16 protein-coding genes and 1 tRNA gene are annotated in these 19,778 nt (G+C 71.4%); 9 read left to right on the top strand and 8 right to left on the bottom strand.

Annotation, left to right across the window (positions count from 1 at the left end; translation table 11 throughout):
* Positions 1 to 110: 110 nt before the first annotated feature.
* Positions 111 to 941 (bottom strand): glycosyltransferase family 2 protein, encoded by an 831-nt coding sequence (locus PSEJ35_RS0103230; RefSeq protein ID WP_156924717.1) that lies wholly within the window; start codon positions 939 to 941, stop codon positions 111 to 113.
* Between the two features lie 97 nt (positions 942 to 1,038).
* On the opposite strand from PSEJ35_RS0103230, the gene PSEJ35_RS0103235 reads away from it, so the two are divergent.
* A complete protein-coding gene (locus tag PSEJ35_RS0103235; RefSeq protein WP_028916542.1) occupies positions 1,039 to 2,070 on the top strand; it encodes a CDP-glycerol glycerophosphotransferase family protein in 1,032 nt (343 codons plus the stop codon).
* 16 nt (positions 2,071 to 2,086) lie between these two features.
* Here PSEJ35_RS0103235 and PSEJ35_RS0103240 read toward each other — a convergent pair whose 3' ends face one another.
* The 3 genes from PSEJ35_RS0103240 to PSEJ35_RS0103250 all read right to left on the bottom strand — a co-directional run bounded on the left by PSEJ35_RS0103240 (position 2,087) and on the right by PSEJ35_RS0103250 (position 5,163).
* The gene (locus PSEJ35_RS0103240) at positions 2,087 to 3,619 is read right to left on the bottom strand and encodes a PH domain-containing protein (protein ID WP_156924718.1); all 1,533 of its coding nucleotides are present in this window, start codon (positions 3,617 to 3,619) and stop codon (positions 2,087 to 2,089) included.
* Positions 3,616 to 4,140 (bottom strand): PH domain-containing protein, encoded by a 525-nt coding sequence (locus PSEJ35_RS0103245; RefSeq protein ID WP_028916544.1) that lies wholly within the window; start codon positions 4,138 to 4,140, stop codon positions 3,616 to 3,618. The genes PSEJ35_RS0103240 and PSEJ35_RS0103245 overlap by 4 nt, the downstream gene beginning before the upstream one ends.
* Before the next feature lie 93 nt (positions 4,141 to 4,233).
* Positions 4,234 to 5,163, bottom strand: coding sequence for a lauroyl acyltransferase (locus tag PSEJ35_RS0103250; RefSeq protein ID WP_028916545.1), 930 nt, complete (start codon positions 5,161 to 5,163; stop codon positions 4,234 to 4,236).
* Between the two features lie 115 nt (positions 5,164 to 5,278).
* On the opposite strand from PSEJ35_RS0103250, the gene dtd reads away from it, so the two are divergent.
* The 4 genes from dtd (at position 5,279) to PSEJ35_RS16800 (ending at position 8,325) form a co-directional block, all read left to right on the top strand.
* Positions 5,279 to 5,719 carry a D-aminoacyl-tRNA deacylase gene (dtd, locus tag PSEJ35_RS0103255; protein WP_028916546.1) on the top strand — a complete coding sequence of 147 codons (441 nt, stop codon included), beginning with the start codon at positions 5,279 to 5,281 and terminating at the stop codon, positions 5,717 to 5,719.
* Positions 5,720 to 5,837: 118 nt separating this feature from the next.
* Positions 5,838 to 7,697 carry an RNA polymerase sigma factor RpoD gene (gene rpoD / locus PSEJ35_RS0103260; RefSeq protein ID WP_028916547.1) on the top strand — a complete coding sequence of 620 codons (1,860 nt, stop codon included), beginning with the start codon at positions 5,838 to 5,840 and terminating at the stop codon, positions 7,695 to 7,697.
* A 106-nt stretch (positions 7,698 to 7,803) separates the two neighbouring features.
* Positions 7,804 to 7,879 (top strand) — tRNA-Ile (locus PSEJ35_RS0103265).
* Positions 7,880 to 7,944: 65 nt separating this feature from the next.
* A complete protein-coding gene (locus PSEJ35_RS16800) occupies positions 7,945 to 8,325 on the top strand; it encodes a universal stress protein (RefSeq protein ID WP_255326717.1) in 381 nt (126 codons plus the stop codon).
* Positions 8,326 to 8,350: 25 nt separating this feature from the next.
* On the opposite strand, the gene PSEJ35_RS0103275 is transcribed toward PSEJ35_RS16800, so the two are convergent.
* The gene (locus PSEJ35_RS0103275; RefSeq protein ID WP_028916548.1) at positions 8,351 to 8,572 is read right to left on the bottom strand and encodes a hypothetical protein; all 222 of its coding nucleotides are present in this window, start codon (positions 8,570 to 8,572) and stop codon (positions 8,351 to 8,353) included.
* A 226-nt stretch (positions 8,573 to 8,798) separates the two neighbouring features.
* Positions 8,799 to 9,581: a copper resistance protein B gene (locus PSEJ35_RS0103280; RefSeq protein ID WP_343122507.1), complete on the bottom strand. Its 783-nt coding sequence runs from the start codon at positions 9,579 to 9,581 to the stop codon at positions 8,799 to 8,801.
* 3 nt (positions 9,582 to 9,584) lie between these two features.
* Here PSEJ35_RS0103280 and PSEJ35_RS17835 point away from each other — a divergent pair, with 3 nt between their 5' ends.
* Positions 9,585 to 9,995, top strand: coding sequence for a hypothetical protein (locus PSEJ35_RS17835; RefSeq protein ID WP_343122508.1), 411 nt, complete (start codon positions 9,585 to 9,587; stop codon positions 9,993 to 9,995).
* Here the strand turns inward: PSEJ35_RS17835 and PSEJ35_RS0103285 are convergent.
* Complete coding sequence (locus PSEJ35_RS0103285) at positions 9,944 to 11,743, bottom strand: copper resistance system multicopper oxidase (protein ID WP_051412455.1); 1,800 nt, start codon at positions 11,741 to 11,743, stop codon at positions 9,944 to 9,946. The two genes, PSEJ35_RS17835 and PSEJ35_RS0103285, sit on opposite strands and share 52 nt — an antisense overlap.
* A 118-nt stretch (positions 11,744 to 11,861) precedes the next feature.
* Positions 11,862 to 15,323 carry a PAS domain-containing hybrid sensor histidine kinase/response regulator gene (locus PSEJ35_RS0103290; RefSeq protein ID WP_028916551.1) on the bottom strand — a complete coding sequence of 1,154 codons (3,462 nt, stop codon included), beginning with the start codon at positions 15,321 to 15,323 and terminating at the stop codon, positions 11,862 to 11,864.
* A 175-nt stretch (positions 15,324 to 15,498) separates the two neighbouring features.
* Here PSEJ35_RS0103290 and PSEJ35_RS0103295 point away from each other — a divergent pair, with 175 nt between their 5' ends.
* The 3 genes from PSEJ35_RS0103295 to PSEJ35_RS0103305 all read left to right on the top strand — a co-directional run bounded on the left by PSEJ35_RS0103295 (position 15,499) and on the right by PSEJ35_RS0103305 (position 19,771).
* Complete coding sequence (locus PSEJ35_RS0103295; RefSeq protein ID WP_051412456.1) at positions 15,499 to 16,881, top strand: MFS transporter; 1,383 nt, start codon at positions 15,499 to 15,501, stop codon at positions 16,879 to 16,881.
* A 77-nt stretch (positions 16,882 to 16,958) separates the two neighbouring features.
* Positions 16,959 to 19,265, top strand: a complete 2,307-nt coding sequence (locus PSEJ35_RS0103300) for an NdvB protein (protein WP_232207573.1) — start codon at positions 16,959 to 16,961, stop codon at positions 19,263 to 19,265.
* The gene (locus PSEJ35_RS0103305) at positions 19,262 to 19,771 is read left to right on the top strand and encodes a gluconokinase, GntK/IdnK-type (RefSeq protein ID WP_232207566.1); all 510 of its coding nucleotides are present in this window, start codon (positions 19,262 to 19,264) and stop codon (positions 19,769 to 19,771) included. Before PSEJ35_RS0103300 ends, PSEJ35_RS0103305 begins: the two co-directional genes overlap by 4 nt.
* Positions 19,772 to 19,778 lie beyond the last annotated feature (7 nt).

Genomic DNA, 19,778 nt, shown 5'->3' on the forward strand with positions numbered 1-19,778 from the left:
TTGCCGTCGTGGCATGTAGAGCGGGGCTTGCCCCGCTGCTGCTGCTTTTCAGGCGCGTTGGGACATCCGGCGTGGGAGTCGGGCGAGCCCGACTCTACAGGTGGGCTCGGTCAGGCCTCGGGGCGGGGCGGATCGACCAGCGGCTGCCCGTGCTGCAACAGCCACAGCATGATGGTCTTCTGGCGCACGTAGTTGGCACTGACGAAGGACTCGATCAGGCCGGGCCAGCCGTCGAGGAAGCCGGCCTTGAGCACGTAGCCGCGGAAGAAGCGCCACGCCGGGGCCAGCACCAGCTTGCCGAGGGTCGCGCGCTTGCCGCGGGCGAAATCGTGCTCGGCCATCATCCGCGCGTAGCGCTGCTTCTTGTCGAGCAGCTGCATGAAGGATCGATAGGGGTGGTGCAGCAGGTCGCCGGGGAGCAACGCAACGGGGCCGTCCACCGACACCGCCTCGTGGATCTCGCGGGCGCCGCGCCAGCCGCCGCGGCGGCGGTCGAACAGGCGCAGCACGCGGTCGGGGTAGGCGGTGCCGTGGCGCAGGAAGCGGCCGTAGTACTCGGACATGCGCGCGAAGCGGTAGCCGGCGGCGCGGCTGAAACCGGCGTCGCGTTCGGCCTCGATCGCCGTGCGCAGGCGCACGTCCACGCGTTCGTCGGCGTCCAGGCTCAGCACCCAGTCGTGCGCGCACTGGTCCACCGCGAACTGCTTCTGGCTGCGGAAACCGTCGAACGGGCGCTCCAGCACGCGCGCACCGGCCGCGCGCGCGACCTCGCGGGTACCGTCGGTCGAACCGGAATCGACCACCACGATCTCGTCGCAGAACGCCAGCGAGGCCAGGCAGTCGCCGATCCGGTCCGCCTCGTTGAAGGCGATGATGCAGGCCGACAGCGGCACGCGACCGGGACCGGCAGTGGTGGAAGCGCGGGCGGGACGGGCAGGCATGCGGCGGTGGCCGGGCGGAGGGTGGTGAAAGCGTAGCAGGCGTCGGGCCGCGGCCTGCGGTGCGATAATCGCGCACCCCCAGCGCCCGGAGGGCGACGTGCCGAAACATTACCTGCTGTACGGGTCGGAGCGTTACGCGCTGGCCATCCTGCGTCCGATCCAGGACGCGATCCGCGCGCGTGGCGACGAGACGGCCTGGTTCTTCGACGGCCCCGGTGCCGCCGACCTGCGTCCCGACGAGAAGCTGCTGAGCGTCGACGAGGTCCGCGCGTGGAAGCCGTACGCGGTGATCACCTCGTCCAACGCCGTGCCGCACTTCTTCCCGGGGGTGAAGGTCGAGACCTTCCACGGCTTCGACGCCGGCAAGCCGCGCCATATCTACATCCGCGGGTTCTTCGACCTGTACTGCACCACCGGCCCGCGCGACACCGCGGCCTTCGGCGCGCTGGCGGAGAAGATGGGCCACTTCTCGGTGGCCGAGACCGGCTTCCCGAAGATCGATCCGTTCATGGCCGCGCTCGGCGACGAGCCGGAGCCGGTGCGGCAGCCACCGGTGGTCCTCTACCACTCCACCTTCTCGCCGTCGTGGAGCGCCGCGCCGATCCTTTACGACGAGGTCGCGCGGCTGTCGCGCACCGGCGAATGGCGCTGGATCGTCACCTTCCACCCGAAGATGGATCCGGCGATGGTGGCGAAGTACAAGGCCCTGCAGAACGAGTACCTGACCTTCGCCGAGAACGACAACATCCTCGAACTGTTCCCGCAGGCCGACGTGATGTGCTCGGACACCTCCTCGGCGCTCAACGAGTTCCTGCTGACCTACAAGCCGGTGGTGACGTTCAAGAACCGTCGCCCCGGCCCGCATCTGATCGACATCGACGACCCGGCGCAGTTCGAGCCGGCGATCCGCCGCGCGCTGTCGCGGCCGCCGGAGCTGATGGCCGCAGTCCGTGGGTTCGCCGACCAGCTGCATCCGTACCGCGACGGCCGCTCGGCCGAGCGCGTGCTCGATGCGATCGACGCGTTCGTCGCCAGGGGCGGGCGCAACCGCAAGCCCAAGCCGATGAACCTGTGGCGCAAGCTCAAGATCCGCAAGCGGATCGGCTACTGGGGCCCGGCCGGCTGGTAACGGCCGGGCGGTCCGCTCACCAGCGCAGGCGGCGCGTGGCCAGCGCCCTGCCCAGCCGCGCGTGGAGCGCGCGCGCCTCGGCCTCGGGCAGGAAGCGGATCTGCAGCGGCGGCGACATGTTGCCGGCGCCGGCGGTATCCAGGGCCAGCGTCGCCGTGCCCAGCCAGCGGTCCAGCGGCGAGCGGCGCAGGCGCAGCGCCTGCACCTTGTCGATCTCGGCGAAGCGCCACCAGCGCGACCACCAGCCGCCGCGCACCGCCACCAGCGAGGCGTCGACCGAATAGCCCATGCGTCCGGCCTGGCGCCACGCGGCGTAGGCCTGCCACGGCAGCCACAGCAGCACCAGCAGGCCGCCCGGGCCTAGCTTCCAGGCCAGGCCGCCGGCGATCAGCAGCGTCCACGGCGCGGCGCCGGCGAACAGCCGCCACCAGGCGCGGCGCGGCAGCGGCTGCCATTGCGGCGGCGGCCACGTGCCTTCGGGCAGCAGCCGCGCGGCGAGGGCGTCGCAGCTTTCCGGCGTGGCGATCGGGGCCAGTTCGCGCAGCTTGCGCGGGTCGTCGTGGTGGCCGCCGGTGGCGGTGTCGATGCGCAGGGTGCGGCGCCTGAACCAGCGGTGCAGCAGGGTTTCCTGCAGGTGCCAGGCCTGGATCCGGCGCGGCGCCACGCTGCTGCGCATGCGTACGAACACGCCGCGCTCGACGGTCAGGCGGCGCCCGGCTTCGGTCAGGCGGAAACCGTAGTACTGGGTCAGCGCCAGCGCCACCGACAGCAGCCGCACCAGCGCCACGAACACGCCCAGTACGGTGCCGGCCAGGGCGATGTAGCCGGTCCAGCCCAGGTGCAGGGCGGTGGCATAGCCGGCGGCCTGCTCGAACGAATCCTGGGCCAGGCGCGCCATCCAGCGCTCGTCCGGGAACAGCTGCCACAGCAGGCCGAAGGCCGCGGCCACCACGATCATGCCGCGGTTGGAGACCAGGCCCAGGCGCACGACCTCGGACACCGGCAGCGCCAGCAGGACCTCGTCCGCTTCTTCCTCGGCCGTCGGCGGCGCGGTGTCGCCCGGCGCGGTCGCGGCCGCCGCCGGCGCGCTGGCGCGATGGCGGACCAGCCGCTCCAGCGCCAGCGCGTCGTCCAGGCCCAGCACCCGCATCTGCGCCTCGGGCTTCTCGCCGCCGGCCGCCTCCAGCCGCACCTCGGCGACCTTGAAGATCCGGTGCAGCAGCGACTGGTGCAGGGCGACGTTGTGGATGCGCGAGAACGGGATCTCGCGCTGCGAGCGCTGCAGCAGGCCGCTGCGGATGGTGATGGCGTCGCCGCCGATCCGGTAGCGGTAGGTGAAGTACTGCAGCACCGAGATCGCCACCAGCACGCCCACGCCGATCAGCGGGCCCAGGTCCGCCCAGTCGGTGCCGGTGCTGCGGCGGCCCGCCACCAGCAGTACCAGCAGCGGGACCACGAACTGGCGGAGCTGCTGCAGCAGCACGAACAGCCACGACCAGGGATGGAGCCGTCGCTCGGCCGGGATCGCCGGTGCGTCCACGCTGCTCACAAGGCGTCGTCGGTTTCGACCTGGCGGGCCAGGCGCGCGCGCAGCGCCTCGGCATCCTCCAGGGCCAGCAGCGGCAGCTTCACCGCGGCCATGCGCGTGCCGGCGGTATGCACCACCAGCGTGGCCAGGCCCAGCTGGCGTTCCAGCGGCCCGCGTTCCACGTCCAGGTGCTGCACGCGCGACACCGGGACCAGGGTTTCGGTGCGCCAGATCCCGCCGCGGCGGGTGGCGAAGCCGTCGCGGTCCAGCTTCCAGCCGATGCGGCGGTGGCGCAGCAGGCCGATGGCCGTGCCCAGCGCCAGGCCGAGCACGCCGAGGACGATCGAGCTGCCCACTCGCGGCAGTCCCGCCACGCTCGCCAGCAACTGGCCTAACGCCAGTGCCGAGGGAATCGCGATGGCGATCGCCAGGCCGCTGGCGTACAGCAGCGCGCCGCGCCGCGGCAGCGGCTGCCAGTCGGTGGCCGGCGGAAGCTCGGGCGCGTCCCGCGGCGGGAGCGGGACGTCTGGCGAGTCGGTCACGGAGCGGTTCCCCTGTCGTCTGCGATGACAGGATCGTAAGCGTTCACGGCCCAGCTTGAGTACACCGGCACTCCGCAAGGGCAACGGCGGCGCTCACGCCGGCCGCTTGGCCCACTCACGGGTCTCGTACGGATTGACCTCGCCGCTGCCGGGCGGGCGCAGGGTGTAGCGCTTGTAGGTCCACTGGTACTGCGCCGGCGCGCGGCGGGCGATGCGCTCGACCTCGGCATTGAGGCATCCCACCGCCACCTTCGGATCCGCGTCGGCGATCGCCGCCGGCGCCGGTTCCACGTGCAGGGCGAACTGCGGGCCATCGCCGATGCGTTCGCACCAGGCCAGCAGCACCGGCGCGCCGGTACGTTCGGCCAGCCGCGACAGCAACGTCATGGTCAGCGCCTCCACGCCGAAGAACGGCGAGAACTCGCCGTCGCCGGCCTTGGGCTGCTGGTCCGGCAGGATGCCGACCGCGCCGCCGTCCTTCAGCACCTTCCACAACTGGCGCACGGCCGGGCCTTCGGCGCGGACCTGGCGCACGTTGTCGACCCCGCGCACCAGCTGCAGGAACTCGTCGCCCACCGCCGACTCCGGCGGGCGGTAGACGATGGCGATCTGCCCGCGCGAGGCCAGCCACTGGTTGAGCAGTTCCCAGTTGCCGAAGTGCGGGGCGGCGACGATCACGCCCTTCCCGGCGGCCAAGGCTGCGTCGTACAGCGCTTCGCCGTGGCGTTCGCGCAGCAGGTGGTCGAGGTTGTGCGCCGGCGGCCGGGTCCACAGCTTGAGCGTCTCCAGCGCCTGGCGGGCGGTGGTGCGCAGCACCTGGCGGCGCAAGGTCTCGCGGGCGTCCGCGGAAAGTTCGGGGAAGGCCAGCTCGAGGTTGCGTCGCGCCACCCGGGCTTCGCGCACGTCGCCCCGGCGCCAGCTCCAGGCCACCAGGTCGCCCAGCCGGTACACCACCGGCCAGGGGAGACGGCCCAGCAGGCTGGCCAGGAAGACAAGGAATCGGGCGCGGGATCGTGTGGACATCCGCCAAGTTTAGCCGCGGCGGGCAACCCGCCCCCGCGAGGGCGCCCCAAAGGGGATGACAGGGTGCCGGCCAGGGCCCGATGCTGGTGCGCGTCCCGCCAGGAGTCCGTACCCGATGCTTGCCCTGATCCAGCGTGTCACCCGTGCCTCGGTCCAGGTCGACGGCCAGACCGTCGGCGAGATCGACGGGGGACTGCTGGCCCTGGTCGGGGTGCAGCCGGGCGACGGGCCGGCGCAGCTTGAACGGATGGCCCAGCGCCTGCTCGGTTACCGCGTTTTCGCCGACGATGCCGGCAGGATGAACCGTTCGCTGGCCGATACCGGGGGTGGACTGCTGCTCGTCAGCCAGTTCACCCTGGCCGCCGACACCAGTTCCGGGATGCGCCCGGGCTTCAGCACCGCGGCCCCGCCCGAGGAGGCTGAACGCGTCTTCAACCAGCTGGTCGAACGCTGCCGGTCAGCCCACCCCGGAAGGGTGGAAACCGGGCGCTTCGGCGCCCATATGGCGGTCAGCCTGGTAAACGACGGCCCGGTCACCTTCCTCCTCAGGGCCTGAAACGGCTGAATGGAAGCTGCCGCAAGTCGTTGATGTGAAAGGCCGGAAGGGTCCAGTGCCCCTCGGCCTGTTATAATGCTAGGTTCACTTCACCCCTTCGAGACCGGTGGCGCCGCACATGGCCAACGAACGTCCAGCCCAGCAATCCGAAATCAAGCAGCTCATCAGCAAGGGCCTGGAGCAGGGTTATCTGACCTACGCCGAGGTCAATGACCACCTGCCCGACGACCTGGTCGATCCGGAGCAGATCGAAGACATCATCGGCATGATCAACGGCATGGGCATCGATGTCCATGAGGTTGCGCCCGATGCCGAGACCCTGCTGCTCAACGACGGCAACACCGGCAACCGCGAGATCGACGATACCGCCGCCGAGGAGGCCGCCGCCGCGCTGACCGCGCTCGACTCCGAAGGCGGCCGCACCACCGACCCGGTGCGCATGTACATGCGCGAGATGGGCACGGTCGAGCTGCTGACCCGCGAAGGCGAGATCGCCATCGCCAAGCGCATCGAGGAAGGCCTCGGCCAGGTCCAGGCCGCGCTGGGCAGCTTCCCGTGGTCGATCGAGCTGCTGCTCGAGGAATACGAACTGCACAAGGCCGGCAAGAAGCGCTTGGCCGAAGTCGTCGTGGGCTTCAACGACCTGGTCGAGGAAACCCCGGAGCCGGCACCGCTGCCGGTCGAGGACGTCGCCGACGCCGATGCCGACGATGACGACGAGGAAGAGGTCGCCACCGACGACGAGGCCGATGCCGGCCCGACCGGTCCGGACCCGGCCGAGGTCGCGCGCCGCATGGAAGCGCTGGCCGCCGAGTACGCCAAGTTCAAGAAGGCCCACGCCAAGGGCGGCGCCCGGGACAAGAAGGTGATCAGGCTGCGCGCCGACATGGCCGAGCTGTTCTCCACCTTCAAGCTGCCGCTGCCGCTGACCGACACGCTGGTGCGGAAGCTGCGCGAGGTGATGGGCGAGATCAAGGAGCACGAGCGCCGCGTCCTGCACCTGGCCACCAACGTGGCGAAGATGCCGCGCAAGGACTTCATCCGCGCCTGGGAAGGCAACCAGACCAACCTGGAGTGGGTGGACGAGGTCCTCAAGCGCAAGCAGAAGTGGTCGTCGGCGCTGCGCGAGGTCAAGGACCAGATCGTCGCCGAGCAGCAGGCCACCATCGCCATCGAGCAGGCCATGTGCCTGGACCTGGCCGACATCAAGGAGATCAGCCGGCAGATGGCCTATGGCGAGGCCAAGGCGCGCAAGGCCAAGAAGGAGATGGTCGAGGCCAACCTCCGCCTGGTGATCTCCATCGCCAAGAAGTACACCAACCGCGGCCTGCAGTTCCTGGACCTGATCCAGGAGGGCAACATCGGCCTGATGAAGGCGGTCGACAAGTTCGAGTACCGCCGCGGCTACAAGTTCTCGACCTACGCCACCTGGTGGATCCGCCAGGCGATCACCCGCTCGATCGCCGACCAGGCGCGCACCATCCGCATCCCGGTGCACATGATCGAGACGATCAACAAGCTCAACCGCATTTCCCGCCAGATGCTCCAGCAGTACGGCCGCGAGGCCACGCCGGAGGAGCTGGCCAAGGAAATGGACATGCCCGAGGACAAGATCCGCAAGGTCATGAAGATCGCCAAGGAGCCGATCTCCATGGAGACCCCGATCGGCGACGACGAGGACTCCCACCTGGGCGACTTCATCGAGGACACCAACGTGGAGTCCCCGATCGATACGACCACCAACATCAACCTGTCGGAAACCGTCCGCGACGTGCTGGCCGGCCTGACCCCGCGGGAAGCCAAGGTGCTGCGCATGCGCTTCGGCATCGACATGAACACCGACCACACCCTCGAGGAAGTGGGCAAGCAGTTCGACGTCACCCGCGAGCGCATCCGCCAGATCGAGGCCAAGGCCCTGCGCAAGCTGCGCCACCCGAGCCGTTCGGAGCAGCTGCGCTCGTTCCTCGACATCGACTGAGGCAGCGCAGCACGCGTCACCCGGAAGGTCCCGCAGCGCGGGGCCTTCTTTTTGCCCGGATGTGTTGCCGCCGGCCCGGCTCCACTAAACTCAGCACCCTAGCACCGGGCCTATAGCTCAACGGTTAGAGCAGGGGACTCATAATCCCTTGGTTCCAGGTTCGAATCCTGGTGGGCCCACCACGTGGCCTTGGCGTCACTGACAGGCGTCATGCCTACGTTGGATACAACAAGGTTCCGCTTCCCGCATCACCCTGTTCCATGCCGCGCCGCCGGCGCCGCAGCCCTGCGTGGGCGTGGGCGCGGTGGCCTCCGCCGACGCGGCGCGCGCGATTGCAGGGCAGCAAGCCGACGCCAGCCGCGGCGTGCTGGATCCGGCGCAGGCGCGGGTCGAGGCCCATGGCGTGGCCTGCACGCGGGTGGCGCGCAGCGGCGACGAGCCGTGGTCGCAGATCATCGCCGCGGCGCAGGACCATGGCTGCGACCTCGTGTTCATGGCCTCGCACGGCCGCCGCGGCGTGCAGGCGTTGCTGCTGGGCAGCCAGGCGAAGAAGGTGCTGACGCACTCGTCCATCCCGGTGCTGGTGTACCGCCCGCCCGTGGCTTTCGCCGAAGGGACGACCCACTGACGGGACGTCCCGGAGGCACGCCGCCCTAATGGCCGGGCGTGCAGGTCGCCACCAGCACCGGCCGCTCGCCGAGCAGGCGCATCTCGATGGACGTGTCGGCGTCGTGGATGTCGGCCTGCACCGAGGCGATCACGCGCGCCGTGCGCATGGCCTGGTCGTAGCTGGGGAACCAGCACAGGGGATTCTCGCCCTGGAACACGCGCCAGCCTTGGGCGCATTCGCGCAGGGAAATGACGGGCTCGGCCATGACGGGCCTCCTAGGGAGGAGCCTTACCTGTGTGAGGCCAGCTGCCCCGCATCCTTGCGGGACACGCGTCGGGAAGTTCTGCCTGGGCCAATGGCCGGCGCCGCGCGTTGCTGGCGACACAGTATCAGCCGGAACCATCGGCCGAGCCTATCGGATCACTGCGCGCGCTGGGGTAAGAAAATTCTGACCACTGCCCGGCGCCGCAGGGCGGCGGGGTGGCCTGGCCTCAGAACCACCAGCGCACGCCGACCACCCAGCGGCTGTCGCGCACCGGTTCGCCTTCGCTGCGCCGGTGCCCGGCGGTGCCGCCGAAGGCGCGTTCGTGGACCAGGCCCAGGTAGGGGGCAAAGCGGCGGTCGAGCTCGTAGCGCAGGCGCAGGCCGGCCTCCGCCGTGGACAGGCCCGAGCCGATGCCGCGCCGCGGATCGTTGCGGCCGTGCAGTTCCACCTCCACCAGCGGCTGCAGCACCAGGCGGCGGGTCAGCGGCAGTTCGTACTCGACCTCGGCGCGCAGCGCGCTGTGCGCGTGCTCGCCCAGGTAGGCGGTGACGCTGACCTCGAACTTGTACGGCGCCATGCCCTGCACGCCAATCGCCGCCCAGCTTTGCGAGGGGCCCGGCTTGAAGTCGTGGCGCACGCCCACCAGCAGGTCCCACCAGGCGCTGACGCCGTGCCCGTACAGCACTTCCAGGTCGGCCGAGCCGGTGCGGCCGTGCTCGCGCTCGCCCTCGCTGCGCAACCATAGCCGGTCCACGTCGCCGCCGATCCAGGCCTTGCCTTCCCAGGCCTGGCCGCGCCCGGGATCGGCGTCCCAGGCCTCGAAGCGGTTGAAGCGGACCAGGCTGTGGATGCCGCCGTGGGCGTGCGCGTGCGCCAGCGGCGGGAACGCGGCGGCGCGGTCGGCGTCGGTGGGTACCGGGATCGGCTCGGACGGCTCGAGCGGCGCGGCCTGCGGCATGGGGTGGCCGGCGTGCGGATCCGTCGTGTCCGGACGGTCCGCGGCGTCCATGGCATGGCCGGCATTCGCGTCGCGCGCAGCGTGCGATGCCTGCGCGCCATGCAAACCGTGCGACTCATGCACGCCATGTGGGTCGTGCGCGTCGTGTGGGTCGTGCGCGTCCGCTGCCGACGCGGCCTGCGTTCCGTGGCCGGCATGCGGATCATGGCCGGCGTGGTCGTCCTGCACGTTCCGTCCTGCGTTTCCGGCGTGCGCCTCGTGGCCCGCGTGGGGGGTGTCGGTGTCGCCGCGGGACGCCGTCGTCTCCTCGCCTTCGCCGTGGTGCCGGTGGTGCGCATGTGTTTCCTGCGCCATCGCGGCCGCCGGCGCGAGCGCCAGCGCAATGGCCAGGGCGAGCGTGGTGCCGGCGCGGCTCATGCCCGCTCCTCCACGCGCACCTCGCGCATCATCCCCGCTTCCATGTGATAGAGCAGGTGGCAGTGGTAGGCCCAGCGGCCGAGCGCATCGGCGCGCACGCGGTAGCTGCGGCGCGTGCCCGGCGGCATGTCCACGGTGTGCTTGCGCACCTGGAACGCGCCCTCGGCGTCCTCCACGTCGCTCCACAGGCCGTGCAGGTGGATGGGGTGGTGCATCATCGTGTCGTTGACCAGGACGATGCGCAGGCGCTCCCCGTAGTTGAGCCGCAACGGCTCGGCCGACGCGAAGGGGATGCCGTTGAACGACCAGGCGAACTTCTCCATGTGCCCGGTCAGGTGCAGCTCGACCTCGCGCCCCGGATCGCGCCCGTCGGGATCGCCGGACAGGCTGCGCAGGTCGGCATAGGTGAGGACGCGGCGGCCGTTGTCGCGCAGGCCGATGCCCGGATCGTCCAGGCGCGGACCGGTGGGCGAGGACTGCATGTCCACCAGCGGGTTGCCGGCCTCGCTGGCCGGATGCACCACCGGCTTCGCCGCGGCATGCCCGGCATGCGCGCCGTGCATGGCCGCGCCGCAGCCGCCCTCGGCCATCATCGCGCCGCAACCGCCTTCCATGCCCTTGCCATCGTGGCTGCCAGGGTCGCCATGCGCCATGTCCTCCATCGTCAGCAGGGGCCGCGGATCGGGCACGGGCACGGGTGCCGACAGGCCCGGCTGCACGGCAAGGGTGCCGCGGGCGAAGCCGGTGCGGCCCATGTCCTGGGCGAAGATGGTGTAGGCGTCCTGGCCGGAGGGCTCGACGATCACGTCGTAGGTTTCGGCCGCGGCGATGCGCAGCTCGTCCACGGTCACCGGGTGCACGTACTGGCCGTCGGCGGCGACCACGGTCATCTTCAGCCCGGGGATGCGCACGTCGAAGTAGCTCATCGCGCCGGCGTTGATGAGGCGCAGCAGCACCTTCTCGCCGGGGCGGAACAGGCCGGTCCAGTTGCCGGCCGGCGGCAGGCCGTTGAGCAGGTAGGTGTAGGTGTGGCCGTTGACGTCGGACAGGTCGCTGGGCGTCATCCGCATCCGTCCCCACATGCCGCGGTCGGCGAGGGTGGCGCGCCAGCCGTCCTCGCGCACGTCGCGCAGGAAATCGCCGGCGGTGCGCTTGTAGTGGTTGTCGAACGACGGCGCCTTCTTCAGGCGGCGGAACAGCGCCGTCGGCTCCAGGTCGGTCCAGTCCGACAGCAGCAGCACGTGTTCGCGGTCGTAACGGTACGGCGGCGGCTGCAGCGGGTCGACGATGATCGCGCCATACAGGCCGGCCTGTTCCTGGAACAGCGAATGGCTGTGGTACCAGTACGTGCCCGACTGCCTGAGGGTGAACCGGTACAGCCAGGACTCGCCCGGCGCGATGCCGTCGAAGCTCATGCCCGGCACGCCGTCCATGTTCGCCGGCAGCAGGATGCCGTGCCAGTGCACCGAGGTGGGGGCATCGGCCAGGTGGTTGGCCACGCGCACGGTGACCGTGTCGCCTTCGCGCCAGCGCAGGATCGGCGCCGGCAGGCTGCCGTTGACGGTGATCGCCTGGCGGGCGCGGCCGGTGATGTTGACCGGGCTGGCGCCGATGCCCAAGTCGAAGGCGGTGCCGCGCAGCTCGGCCGGCGCGGCCGCGCCGGCGGCGTGCGCCGGCAGGCGCAGCAGGCCGCTGCCGGCCAGCCCGGCGAAGGCCAGGCCCTGCACGAAGCGGCGCCGGCCGGGCGAGGCCGGGCCGGGAAGGGGGGGGATGGACGGGCGTGGGGGACGGGTCATGCCGGACAGGATGGGCGAGGGGGCGTGAGGGCGCCAGCGATAAGCGGGCAGCCGGCGCGCGACGGACGCGCCGGCCCATTGCAAACCCTGAAGCGACCCCAGGGTCAAGCGCGCCGGTTCAGGCGCCGGCGTCCGCCCGTTCCGAGGCGACCGCCTGCGCCGCCAGCCAGGCGCGCAGGGAGGCCGGCTTCACCGGCTTGGTCAGCAGGCGGTAGCCGCGCTGGCGCGCCTGCCGCTTGAGCTCGTCGCGGCCGTCGGCGGTGAGCAGCGCGCCGGGGATGCGCCCGCCGGCGGCGCGCAACGCATCCAGCGTGTCGAGGCCGTCGAGGCGGTCGTGCAGGTGGTAGTCGACCAGCATGGCCTGCGGCGCGCTGTCGGCCATGCGCGCCAGCGCCTCGTCCACCGTGCTGGCGGTGATCGCCACCGCCTGCCAGCGCGACAGCAGCACGCGCATGCCGTCGAGGATCTCGCTGTCGTTGTCCACGCACAGCACGCGCAGCCCGGCCAGCGAGCCGGACGCGGGCAGGCCGCCGGGCGGGCGCACCGGCGGGGCAGGCAGCGCGTCCACGCGCGGCACGGTGATCGAGAACATGCTGCCGCGGCCGACCACGCTGTGCGCGTCCAGGCCGTGCCCGAGCAGGCGCGAGATGCGCTGGCAGATCGACAGGCCCAGGCCGAGGCCGCGCTCGCCCCAGTCGAACGGTTGCTGGTAGCGGTGGAACTCGTCGTAGATCTGGCGCATGTGCTGCTCGGGGATGCCCGGGCCGGTGTCCCAGACCTGCAGCACCGCGGCGCTGCCGCGCACGCGCATGCCCATCACGATCCGGCCCTGGCGGGTGTAGCGCAGGGCGTTGGCGAGGAAGTTCTGCAGCACGCGGCGCAGCAAGCGGCGGTCGCTGCGCACCGGGCAGCTGCGCGCATGCACGCGCAGGTCCAGGCCGCGGCCGGCGGCGACCGGGGCGTACTGCGCGGCGAGGTCGCGCAGCAGTTCGGCGGCGTCGAACACGGTGATCTCGGCCTGCAGCGCGCCGGTGTCCAGGCGAGAGACGTCGAGCAGGCCGTCGAGCAGTTCCTCGGCCGCGCGCAGCGAGGCGTCGACGCGCTCGGCGAGGTGGCGCTGTTCCTCCGGATCCTGGCGACCATCGCGCAGCGCCGAGGCGAACAGGCGCGCGGCGTTGAGCGGCTGCAGCACGTCGTGGCTGATCGCCGCCAGGAAGCGGGTGCGCGACTGCTGCGCATGCTCGGCCTCGCGGGTGCGTTCGGCCACGCGCTGTTCCAGGGTCTCGTTGGCTTCGCGCAGCGCCTGCTCGGCGTGCTTGTAGGCGGTGATGTCGTTGTAGCTGGTGACGTAGCCGCCGCCGGGCAGGGCCTGGCCGCGCATCTCGATCACCGTGCCGTCGCTGCGCACGCGTTCGAACACGTGCGGGGTGCCGGCGCGCATGTGCTCGATGCGCTTGCGGATGTGCTGTTCGATGTCGCCTTCGCCCAGTTCGCCGCGCTCGGCGTTGTAGCGGATCAGGTCGGCGACCGGGCGGCCGACGTAGAGCATGCCCGGCGGGTAGCCGAACATCGACTGGTAGCGGCCGTTCCAGGCGACCAGGCGCATGTCCGGGTCGACCACGCTGACCCCGGCGCTGATGTTCTCCAGCGTGGTGGAGAGGATCTCGCGGTTGAAGCGCAGCTCCTGGCCGGCCTCGTCCAGCAGCGCCATCACCTCGCTCAGGTGCATGCCCGAGCCGCGCAGCACGCTGGTCAGCACCAGGCGCGCCGAGGCGGCGCCGATCGAGGCGGCCAGCAGGCGCTCGGTGAACTGTATCCAGGCGCGGTCGGCGGCCGCGGTCGGCTGCAGTTCGCGGCCGAGGGTCACGGCCTGGTCGGCGAAGGCACGGCGGGCGTGGCGTTCGCCGACGATGCGGATCGCCAGCGCCTGCAGGTCGCCGATGCTGACCGTGCCCGGCCACTCCACCGGCGCCAGGGTCTGGCGCTCGGCGTACGGGTCCAGGAACGGAGCGATGCGCAGGCGCTCGTCGACACCCGGGCGCCAGCGCGCCGAGACCACCATCATCACGCCGCTGTTGAGCAGCAGCGACCAGAACGTGCCGTGCGTCAGCGGATCCCAGCCGCTGAGCCCGAACAGCTGCTGCGGCCGCAGCCACTGCAGGCCGAACGGACCGGTCTCGATCCAGGAGGGATCGAGGTGGCCGGAGTTGGAGAGCGCCGGCAGCAGCAGCGTGTAGATCCAGGTGGCGAAGCCGGCGAGCAGGCCGAACTCCACGCCGCGGCGGCTGGCGCCGCGCCAGTACAGGCCACCGATCAGGCCCGGCGCGAACTGCGCCACCGCGGCGAAGGCCATCAGGCCATAGGCGGCCAGGGTGGTGTCGCCACCGACCCAGCGGTAGTAGCCGTAGGCGCACAGCGCCAGCAGCAGGATCGCCAGGCGGCGCACCCACAGCACCAGCGAGGCCACGTCCGCGGCGGCGTGGCGTTCGCCCCAGCCGCGGCGCAGCAGCAGCGGCATGACCAGGTCGTTGCTGACCATCGTCGCCAGCGCGATGCTGGCCACGATCACCATGCCGGTGGCCGCCGAGAACCCGCCGACATAGGCGGCCAGCGCCAGCGCGTCGCGGCCTTCGGCCAGCGGCAGTGCCAGCACGAAGGTGTCGCTCGAGACGTGCCCGGCCGGGCCGAACAGCACGACGCCGGCGGCGGCGATCGGCACCACCATCACCGAGATCAGCAGCAGGTAGCCGCTGAACATCCAGCGCGCCTTGCGGATGTCGGCCACGTCGCCGCATTCGACCACCGCCACCTGGAACTGGCGCGGCAGGCAGACGATGGCCAGGAAGCTCAGCAGGGTCTGCCCGACGAAGCCCACCGGCGGCGCCTCCTGGAACAGCGTGCGCGCCGACTCGGCGATATGCAGCCGGTTGCCGCCCAGCCAGTTCCAGGCGAACACGCCCACCGCCACCATCGCCACCAGCTTGACCAGCGACTCCAGCGCGATGGCCAGCATCATGCCGTGGTGGTGCTCGGTCGCGTCGACCTGGCGGGTGCCGAACAGCGCGGCGAACAGCGCCATCAGCAGGGCCACGTACAGCGCCGGGTCGGCGGCGATGTCGACCTGCTCGGCGTCCTGGCCCGACAGCACGGTCAGGCTCATCGCCACCGCCTTGAACTGCAGGGCCACGTACGGGATCACGCCGACCAGCGCGATCACCGTGACCAGCGCCGCCAGCCGCCGCGAGCGGCCGTAGCGGGCGGAGATGAAGTCGGCGATGGAGACGGTGTTCTGGCTGCGCGCGATCAGTGCCAGGCGTTCGATGATCCGCCAGCCGAACAGGAGCAGCAGCACCGGCCCCAGGTAGATCGGCAGGTAGCCGATGCCGTTGCGCACCGCGCTGCCGACCGCGCCGTAGAAGGTCCACGAGGAGCAGTACACGGCCAGCGCGAGACTGTAGACCACCGGCCGCAGCCACGGCCGGTCGGGGTACATCGGTCGGCGGTCGCCCCACCACGCCACCGTGAACAGCAGCGCGGCGTACCCGACCGACACCAGCAGCAGGGTCCAGCTCGGAACCAACGGGCGCCTCCTCCCTTGAACGCCCGAGTGTACTGCGGCGCATGGCCGGAGTGCGGCGCACGCCCTTGCCTGCGGGCCCCCGGGCCGGCAATCTCGACAACGCTGTCAGGCAGACGAGGGTACGGGCGGGCGATGGTCCCCGCCGCCGGCCGTCGCCACTCCAGGGCGAGGGACCATGGGCCACGAACGGACCGGGACGGACGCGGGCGGCACCGATGTGCGTCTGCCGCTGCGCGAGAAGATCGGCTACGGCATCGGCGATTTCGGCTTCAACCTCTACTGGGCCAACATCTCGGCCTTCCTGCTGATCTTCTACACCGACGTGATGGGCCTGGCCGCGGCCGCGGTCGGCACGATGATGCTGGTCACCAAGGTGGTCGACGCGGTCACCGACCCGGTGATGGGCGCGATTGCCGACCGCACGCGCAGCCGCTGGGGCCGGTTCCGCCCCTGGCTGCTGTTCGGCGCGCTGCCGCTGGCCTGCGCTGGCGTGCTCACCTGGACGGTGCCCGACTTCGGCCCGGGCGGGCGCCTGGCCTGGGCGTACGCGACCTTCACCCTGATGATGCTGGCCTACACCGTGCTGGCGATGCCTTACTCGGCGCTGTCCGGGGTGATGACCGCCGACAGCCAGCAGCGCACCACGCTGATCAGCTTCCGCTTCATCGCCGCCTTCGCCGGCACCACCGTGGTCAACTGGCTGACCCCGGACCTGGTGCGCTGGCTTGGTGGCGGCGACGAAGCGCTGGGCTGGCAGCTGACCCTGGGCCTGTACGGCGTGGTCGCGGTGGCCTGCTTCGCCACCGTGTTCGGCACGACCCGCGAACGGATCCAGCCGGTGGCGGTGGCCAGGCATGCCGTGCGCCAGGACATCGCCGACCTGCTGCGCAACCGGCCGTGGCTGGTGCTGTTCGTGCTGGCGCTGGTCATCATGGTCACCATCGTCATGCGCAGCGGCACGCTGGTGTACTACCTCAAGTACCACGTGGAGCGGCCGGAGCTGACCGGGCTGTTCCTCGGCACCTATTCGGTGGCGCTGGCGGTGGGTGCGGCGTCGACGCCGCTGATGACCCGCTTCGTCGACAAGAAGCACCTGCTGATGTGGCTGATGGCCGGGGTCGGCGTGCTCAGCTGCGCGATGTACCTGGTACCGCCTTCGTCGGTATGGGCGATGCTGGCGATGAACATCGCCATCGGCCTGCTGGTGGGGCCGAAGTCGCCGCTGGCGTTCTCGATGTACGCCGACTGCGCCGACTACACCGAGTGGAAGACCGGGCGCCGCGCCACCGCGATGACCTTCGCCGCGGCGACGTTCTCGCAGAAGCTGGGCGGCGCGCTGGCCTCGGCGATGATCGCCTGGGTGCTGGCGGGCATGGGCTACGTCGCCAACCAGGCGCAGACCGACGCCTCGCGGCTGGGCATCGCGCTGCTGCTGACCGTTATCCCCGGCGTGGTCGCGCTGCTGGCGGCGGCCGTGATGCTGGCCTATCCACTGGACGACCGCACGCTGGCGCGGATCCAGGGCGAGCTGGACGCGCGGCGGGAGGCGACGGCATGAGCGCGCCGCCGGCGATCCGGGCGCCGTGCCGCTTCGAGGAGGGCGGCCGCCGGGTGGTGCTGGACAGCCCCACCGCCATGCCGGACGCGTCCACCTTCCTGTGGAACCGGCACATGCTGCTGCAGCTCAACTGCCGTGGCTACGCCACCGCGCAGTTCATGCAGCCGGAGCCGGCCAAGTACGCGCACGCGCCGGTGCTGGAGGCGAAGACCTTCATGCAGCCGGAGCAGCCGTACTACGCGCACCATCCCGGCCGCTTCTGCTACGTGCGCGACGAGGAGAACGGCGCGCTGTTCTCCGCGCCGCACGCGCCGGTGAACCGCACGCCGGAGTCCTTCGCCTTCTCCGCAGGCCTGGCCGACGTGCGCTGGACCGTGCGCTGCGGCGGCATCGAGGTGGAGCTGCGCGTGTCGCTGCCGCCGGACGAGGTGGCCGAGCTGTGGACGCTGCGCGTGCGCAACGTCTCCGGCCGCCGCCGCCGGCTGAGCCTGTATCCGTACTTCCCGGTCGGCTACATGTCGTGGATGAACCAGTCCGGCGCCTACCGCCCGGACCTGGGCGGGATCGTGTGCAGCAGCGTCACCCCGTACCAGAAGGTTGCCGACTGGTTCCGCCAGCGCGATTTCAAGGACCTGACCGTGCTGTTGCACGAGCGCGTGCCCGACGCCTGGGAAGCCAACCAGGCCGCGTTCGAGGGCGAGGGCGGGCTGCACGCGCCGGATGCCATCGTCGTGCGCGAGACCCTGGCCGGCGGCGACGCGCTTTACGAGACGCCGGCGGCGATCCTGCAGTACCGGGTGTTCCTCGAGGCCGAAGGCGTGGAGGAGTTCCGCTTCCTGTTCGCGCCCGCGCACGATGAGGCGGAGGTGGCGGTGTTGCGCGCGCGCTGCCTGTCGGCGCAGGGCTTCGCCGCCGCGGCCAAGGCCTGCGACGAGTACCTGCACGACGCCCGCGGCTGCCTGCGCATCGCCACGCCGGATCCGTGGCTGGACGCGTTCGCCAACCACTGGCTGCCGCGGCAGGTCTTCTACCACGGCGATTCCAATCGCCTCACCACCGATCCGCAGACCCGCAACTTCCTGCAGGACCACATGGGCATGGCCTATCTGCGCCCGGCCACGGCGCGCGCCGCGTTCCTGCACGCGCTGGCGCAGCAGGAACCGGGCGGGGCGATGCCCGACGGCATCCTGCTGGTGGAAGGCGCCGAGCTGAAGTACATCAACCAGGTCCCGCACACCGACCATTGCGTGTGGCTGCCGGTGTTCCTGCAGGCCTACCTCGACGAGACCGGCGACGCCGGCCTGCTGCGCGAGGTCGTGCGCGACCGCACCGGCGAGGACGCCGACGTGGCCACGCGCCTGGACCGGGCGATGCGCTGGTTGCTGGCCCAGCGCGACGAACGCGGGCTGAGCTGGATCGCGCAGGGCGACTGGTGCGACCCGATGAACATGGTCGGCTGGAAGGGGCGCGGCGTTTCCGGCTGGCTGTCGCTGGCCAGCGCATACGCGCTGCGGCTGTGGGCCGGGATCTGCGCGCGCCACGGCCGCGTCGCCGAGGCGGCGGCGTTCGAGGCCGGCGCCGAGGGCTTCAACGCGGCGATGAACCGGCACCTGTGGGACGGCGACTGGTACGGCCGCGGCATCACCGACGACGGCGTGGCCTTCGGCGTGCGCGCCGACAGCGAAGGCCGCATCTACCTCAACCCGCAGAGCTGGGCGATGCTCAGCGGCGCCGCCGACGAGGCCAGGCGCGCGCGCCTGCTCGAGGCGGTGGACGCGCAGCTGGTCTCGCCCTGGGGCGTGGCGATGCTGGATCCGCCCTACACCGGCATGCGCGAGGACGTGGGCCGGCTGACCCAGAAGTTCCCGGGCTCGGCCGAGAACGGCGCGGTCTACAACCACGCCGCGGCGTTCTACCTGCACAGCCTCTACCACGTCGGCGAAGCCGACCGCGCCTGGCGCACGCTGCGCGCGATGCTGGCCGGCCCCGATCCGCAGGACTGCGTGCAGCGCGGGCAGCTGCCGGTGTTCGTGCCCAACTATTACCGCGGCGCCTGGCGCCTGCATCCGCGCACCGCCGGGCGTTCCAGCCAGCTGTTCAACACCGGCACCGCGGCCTGGCTGTACCGCTGCCTGGTCGAAGGCCTGTTCGGTCTGCGCGGCGAAGGCGACGGCCTGCGCATCGCCCCGCAGCTGCCTTCGCACTGGCCGCGCGCGCAGGTGCTGCGCCGGTTCCGCGGCGCCGGGTTCGAGGTGGAGATCGAGCGCGTGGCGGGCGTGGCCGCGCCCCGCGTCACGGTGGACGGCCAGCTGCTGGAGGATGGCCTGCTGCCGGCGGTGGAAGCCGGGCGCCGCTACGCGGTGCGGGTGGAGCTGCCTGCATGACGCCGCAGGTGGCGATCGTGATGGGCGTGTCCGGCAGCGGCAAGACCACGCTGGCGCAGGCCATCGCCGCGGAATGGCCGGCGACCTTCCTCGACGCCGATGACTTCCACAGCGCGCGCGCGAAGGCGCGGATGGCCTCCGGGTTGCCGCTGACCGACCGCATGCGCGCGCCGTGGGTGGCGCGCATCGCCGCGGACCTGGGGCGGCGCGTGGCTACCGGCGAGCGCGTGGCGTTGGCGTTCTCCGGCCTGCGCCGGCGCCACCGCGACCGCCTGCGCGCCACCGGCCTGCCGCTGCGCTTCCTGTTCCTGCAGGGCGACGCGTCGCTGATCGCCACGCGCATGTCGGCGCGGCGGGGCCATTACATGCCGGTGTCGCTGCTGGACAGCCAGTTCGCCACGCTGGAACCGCCGCTGGACGAGGCGGACGTGGTGGCGATCCCGGTGGAGCTGGCGACGGACGAACAACTGCGCCGGGCGCTGGCCGCGCTCGACCGTCCGGATTGAGCGCGGC

Origin of the sequence: Pseudoxanthomonas sp. J35, from assembly GCF_000513995.1 — a bacterium.
In the GTDB taxonomy this organism is placed as follows: domain Bacteria; phylum Pseudomonadota; class Gammaproteobacteria; order Xanthomonadales; family Xanthomonadaceae; genus Pseudoxanthomonas.

What these genes read in the sequence shown, in the direction of transcription:
- PSEJ35_RS0103230 (WP_156924717.1), bottom strand. Translation starts at nt 941, where the DNA reads ATGCCTGCCCGTCCCGCCCGCGCTTCCACCACTGCCGGTCCCGGTCGC.
- PSEJ35_RS0103250 (WP_028916545.1), bottom strand. Translation starts at nt 5,163, where the DNA reads ATGTCCACACGATCCCGCGCCCGATTCCTTGTCTTCCTGGCCAGCCTG.
- dtd (WP_028916546.1), top strand. Translation starts at nt 5,279, where the DNA reads ATGCTTGCCCTGATCCAGCGTGTCACCCGTGCCTCGGTCCAGGTCGAC.
- rpoD (WP_028916547.1), top strand. Translation starts at nt 5,838, where the DNA reads ATGGCCAACGAACGTCCAGCCCAGCAATCCGAAATCAAGCAGCTCATC.
- PSEJ35_RS0103275 (WP_028916548.1), bottom strand. Translation starts at nt 8,572, where the DNA reads ATGGCCGAGCCCGTCATTTCCCTGCGCGAATGCGCCCAAGGCTGGCGC.
- PSEJ35_RS0103280 (WP_343122507.1), bottom strand. Translation starts at nt 9,581, where the DNA reads ATGGACGCCGCGGACCGTCCGGACACGACGGATCCGCACGCCGGCCAC.
- PSEJ35_RS17835 (WP_343122508.1), top strand. Translation starts at nt 9,585, where the DNA reads ATGGCCGGCATTCGCGTCGCGCGCAGCGTGCGATGCCTGCGCGCCATG.
- PSEJ35_RS0103285 (WP_051412455.1), bottom strand. Translation starts at nt 11,743, where the DNA reads ATGACCCGTCCCCCACGCCCGTCCATCCCCCCCCTTCCCGGCCCGGCC.
- PSEJ35_RS0103295 (WP_051412456.1), top strand. Translation starts at nt 15,499, where the DNA reads ATGGGCCACGAACGGACCGGGACGGACGCGGGCGGCACCGATGTGCGT.
- PSEJ35_RS0103300 (WP_232207573.1), top strand. Translation starts at nt 16,959, where the DNA reads ATGCCGGACGCGTCCACCTTCCTGTGGAACCGGCACATGCTGCTGCAG.
- PSEJ35_RS0103305 (WP_232207566.1), top strand. Translation starts at nt 19,262, where the DNA reads ATGACGCCGCAGGTGGCGATCGTGATGGGCGTGTCCGGCAGCGGCAAG.